The 4,338-nt window shown below is 70.9% G+C and carries 5 protein-coding genes; 2 read left to right on the top strand and 3 right to left on the bottom strand.

Features of this window, described 5'->3' with window-relative positions; genetic code table 11:
• Positions 1-285 precede the first annotated feature (285 nt).
• Positions 286-1,011, top strand: a complete 726-nt coding sequence (locus tag AC5LUJ_RS09645) for a response regulator transcription factor (protein WP_250287106.1) — start codon at positions 286-288, stop codon at positions 1,009-1,011.
• Between the two features lie 23 nt (positions 1,012-1,034).
• On the opposite strand, the gene AC5LUJ_RS09650 is transcribed toward AC5LUJ_RS09645, so the two are convergent.
• Both AC5LUJ_RS09650 and AC5LUJ_RS09655 read right to left on the bottom strand, forming a co-directional pair.
• A complete protein-coding gene (locus AC5LUJ_RS09650) occupies positions 1,035-2,189 on the bottom strand; it encodes a PSP1 domain-containing protein (protein ID WP_250289909.1) in 1,155 nt (384 codons plus the stop codon).
• Between the two features lie 340 nt (positions 2,190-2,529).
• Entirely contained in the window at positions 2,530-3,525 is a 996-nt protein-coding gene (locus tag AC5LUJ_RS09655) for a crotonase/enoyl-CoA hydratase family protein (protein ID WP_250289910.1), read from the bottom strand.
• 220 nt (positions 3,526-3,745) lie between these two features.
• On the opposite strand from AC5LUJ_RS09655, the gene AC5LUJ_RS09660 reads away from it, so the two are divergent.
• The gene (locus tag AC5LUJ_RS09660; protein ID WP_250287500.1) at positions 3,746-4,081 is read left to right on the top strand and encodes a hypothetical protein; all 336 of its coding nucleotides are present in this window, start codon (positions 3,746-3,748) and stop codon (positions 4,079-4,081) included.
• Here the strand turns inward: AC5LUJ_RS09660 and AC5LUJ_RS09665 are convergent.
• Positions 4,072-4,338: hypothetical protein (locus tag AC5LUJ_RS09665; protein WP_493464797.1), on the bottom strand; the 267-nt coding region annotated here is incomplete at its 5' end. The genes AC5LUJ_RS09660 and AC5LUJ_RS09665 overlap by 10 nt on opposite strands.

Here is a 4,338-nt window from a genome sequence, read left to right on the forward strand (position 1 = left end):
CCGGTCGCTCTCCGGCGGTTCGGCGGCCCGGCGAATCCCGCTGATGTGGATGCGACGGTATGGGTGATCGTTCAGGGGTGAGGGCAGGAAGATCATGTTTCTTTCATGTTGCGGCCGGGTCGAGGCCGGGAGTCGTCGAGGGCTCCCGGTCCCGTGTGTCTCCGATGTCCTTTCATTGACAATAAGTAGCCGTTGCACTACTGTAACGTGCCGAAATCGGGGTTCCTCGCACATACCGATACCCCGCTCGCAGCGGTTCCGGAGAGCTTGCGTAGGGTTTCGGCCATGACCGGGGACGCAACTGCAACAGCAACGAGGGGGGCTTCCCTGCTCGTCGCCGAGGACGACGAAGCTTCTCGGGTTGCGCTTGCCCGCAGCCTTGAACGGTTCGGCTATCGGGTGCTCGAGGCGGCTGACGGCGAGACCGCGCTCAAGCTTTTCCAGACGACCGAAATCGACCTCGTAGTGCTTGACGTCGCGATGCCGCGTATGGATGGCTTCGCTGTACTGAGCCGGCTGCGGCAGACCAGCGAAGTACCTGTAATCATGTTGACGGGCCGGGCCGAGGAGGTCGACCGGGTCGTCGGTCTGGAACTCGGGGCCGACGACTACGTGGTCAAGCCGTACTCCCTGCGGGAACTCGTGGCACGGGTACGGGCCAGGCTGCGCCGTCGCCCCGTCGAGCCACCACCGCAGCGCACCAGCGATGGGAACGACCCGCTCGTCTACGGAGACGTTTCCATCGACCTGCGTGCCCGGGAGGTCGCGGTCGCCGGCGAGCGCGTCGATCTCACCGCGCGTGAATACGAGCTGCTCGCTTTCCTGGCGAGCCACCCCCGCCGGGTTTTCAGCCGTGAAGAACTGCTGGAACAGGTCTGGGGCACACGTTTCCAGGATCCGGCGACCGTCACCGAGCATGTCCGCCGGGTGCGGACCAAGGTCGAGGGACGTCCACCGCAGCGTCGGCTCGTCACGACCCTGCGTGGTATGGGATACCGCTTCGATCCGTGATCTCATCGCCGCCCGGCGGCGGGTCAACGGCCGCCGGGGTGCTGCCCGGGCGGGGAGGCCTCCGGGGCGGGCTGGCTGTTGTCCGTGTCACGGGATGCCTGCCGGCGCAGGCGGCGCCGGGTCCGGGCGTTGTCCGGTGGCGGCGCCGCCGGGGCTGCCACCGCCGGGGCCGGGTGCGCGACGGCCTGGTCCGGCGTGGCCAGCGGTGGGGCCGCCGGGCCGGGCACCATCGGATGCACTGTCCCCGCCGCGTCCCCACTGTTGTCCGGGGCCGGGGCCGGGTTTCTGGCGTCCGGGCTCTCGGCGGCGCCCGGCTGTCTCGCCAGGGCGTCCGCTCCGCCCGGGGCCGTGCCCGGCCCGGGATGGGCTGCCTCGTACTCCTTGCGTGAGCCGCAGACGCTCGCCCGGCTACACGCGCATCGCCCGCCACCGGCGTCCAGCCTGACCACGACCCGGTCACGCGGTATGTCGTGGGAGACGACCCGCCCGTCGCCGTCGGGTGTGCTCACCCGGGCGCCCACGGCCGGGACCTCGGCCTTGAACTGTTCGTACAGCGGATGTTCGTAGCGCAGACAGCACATCAGCCGGCCACAGGCACCGCTTATCTTCATGGGGTTGAGCGGGAGATCCTGGTCCTTGGCCATCCGGATGCTGACCGGCTCGAAGTCCGTGAGGAAGGTGGCGCAGCACAGGTCACGTCCGCAGGAGCCGATTCCCCCCTGGATGCGTGCGCTGTCCCGGGCGGAGAGCTGGCGCAGGTCTATCCGGGCCGCGAGGGTACGGGCGAGGTCGCGTACCAGGCCTCGGAAGTCGACCCGGTGGTCGGCGGTGAAATAGATCGTGAACATGTTCTCGGCCGGGATGTGGTCGACACCCACGACTTTCATGGGCAGTTCGTGCTCGCGGATCAGCCGCTTTGCCGTGACGCGCGCCTGCGCCCGGCGTCGCCGGGAGGCCGCGTGCTGTTCGACGTCGGCCGTCTGCGCCATTCCCGCCAGGACCGGAAGCCCGCCGATGTCGTCGCTGACCCACTGCGGCGCCCACATGCATTCGGCTACCTCGGGGCCGGCGTCGGTGGGGATGAGAACCTTGTCCCCGACCTTCGGCGAGTATGGTCCGGGATCGGCGTAGTAGAGCCGTCCACGTGGCGAAAACGTGACCGCGCACATCATTGGCATGCCGTCCGCACCGTCCTCCCGACCGTCGGCTCCGGGCTGGGCCCTCCCGGCCGGACCGCTGGCCGGGGCCCGCTCTTAACATCTGGCCGCCGAGCCGGCATCCGGCCGGGACCACCAGCCGACGATGCCCGCTCCGCCCGACGCGGGCGCCCCCTCCGCCCGGCACGGACGTGGCCGCGGCCGGACGCTGCCGTTGCGTCAGCCTATCCGTCCCAGGGACGACGATCCGGTATATGAGCGAGGCGGTTCCGCCTGCCCGCCTGCCCGCCGGGCCGGCGCGGCCGGGTGACGTCCGTGCCGGGGCCTGCTGGCGGCTCGTGGCGCGCGCGGGGAACCGAGATCATCGGCCGGTGAACCGTGGCGGCCGCCGCTGTCTGAAAGCCGTCACCGCCTCGGCGAGGTCGTGGGAATGGAGGAACGCGGCGTTCCAGGCCCCGACATAGCGCAGCCCGGCCTCGACCGCGGCGAAACGGGCATTGCCCAGGACGTCCTTGACGCCCTGTACGACCAGCGGTGGGTTGGCCGCCACCTCGTCGGCGAAGGCGTGCGCGGCGGCGAGCGCGCCGGCCGGGTCGGGCAGCACATCGTTGACCAGGCCGATCCGCTCGGCGCGGGCGGCGTCTATGTCCCTGCCGGTCAGCGCGAGCTCCCGCAGGTGCCCGTCCCCGATGATGGCGGGCAGGCGCTGCAGGCTGCCCAGGTCGGCGACCGCGCCGACCTTCACCTCCCGGATGCTGAACAGCGCCTCGGCGCTGGCGTACCGGACGTCGCACGCGGCCAGCAGATCGACCCCGCCGCCGACACACCAGCCGCTGACCGCGGCGACGACCGCCTTCCGGCTGTACGCGACAAGGTCCAGCGCGTCCTGCATGGAACGCAGCCGGTGGAGGAAACCGGTGCGGAACCGGGCCAGGCCGCCGTCGCCGTCGCCCGCGATGTCGCCCAGCTCGGCCAGCAGCGCCAGGTCCAGGCCGTAACAGAAGTGGCTGCCGGAGCCGGTGAGCACCACCGCCCGCACGGTGTCGTCGGCGTCCAGGGCGGTGAACACCTGCGGGAGCTCACGCCAGAAGTCCGCGCCCAGGGTGTTGCCCTTGCCCGGGCCGAGCAGCGTGACCCGGACGACCGCGCCGTGGCGTTCGACGCGCAGTGACACCAGCGGCTGTGCCGGCGGTTCGGCGAACAGGTACGGCTCCAGCGGGATCGGCTGCCGCCGCCCGGTCCGCCCGTCCGCGGGGCTGGCGACATGGGTCGCGCCGGCATCACCGGAGCGGGCCGTGCGGTCGTCGGTGGAGGCGGTGTCGCCGTCCGCGGCGGCTTTCACTTCGAGCCCGTCCATCATCGGACTCCCTCCTGGTTCGTCTGGTCCGGATGGCGCCAGGCCGCGCCGGTGGGCATCGCGAACGGGCGTCGCGGGGTGGCTCGTCACGCGACAGCCGGGTCGTGAATATCCGAATACTGGGCGGTCGGAAAGCCTGGGCACAACCTACCGTCGAGTAGCCACCGGGCCGGCCGGGGGAAAACTCGACAGCCCACGGGAAGGCTCTACTCTCGACAGGATGAGCAACCTGACGCAGCCCGCCAGCCGGCCGACTTCCCGGGACACCGGTGAGGAATCCACCGCCGGTGAGGAATCCGAGGCCACCGGCGACATCGTGCCTGCCGCCTCCGGCGGCGTGGTCGTGGCCACCGGGGCGAAGGCGGTGGGCGCGTTCGCCGTCGGGGCGCTGGCCCTCGGCGCGACGGCGCTGGGCGCCCTCGCCGTGGGCGCGCTCGCGATCGGACGGCTGGCGGTCCGACGGGCGCGGGTGGGCAGCCTCCAGATCGCGACGCTCGACGTCGAGCGCCTTCGTGTGCGGCGGCTGGAGATCATCAACAGCGCGGGTCAGCGGTAGAGGAGCGCGCTGCCGCTGCCGTCGAGTCCCGGTGACTGCGCGAGATAGTTCATCGACGAGCTCGACCGCAGACCGAGATCGAGCGTTGCCGCCACGCAGGCGTTGTACGAGTTCACCACCAGCCGTCCCTGGACCCGGATCGTCGACCCGGCCACGTCCGTCAGATAGAGATCGGCTATGCAGCCGAGATCCGGGTAGGAGGCCCGGCCCACGTTCTCCCCGATGTCACCGTTGGTCAGAGTGATCTTCACCGTGTA

It is taken from the genome of Protofrankia sp. CiP1_Cm_nod3 (assembly GCF_982290655.1).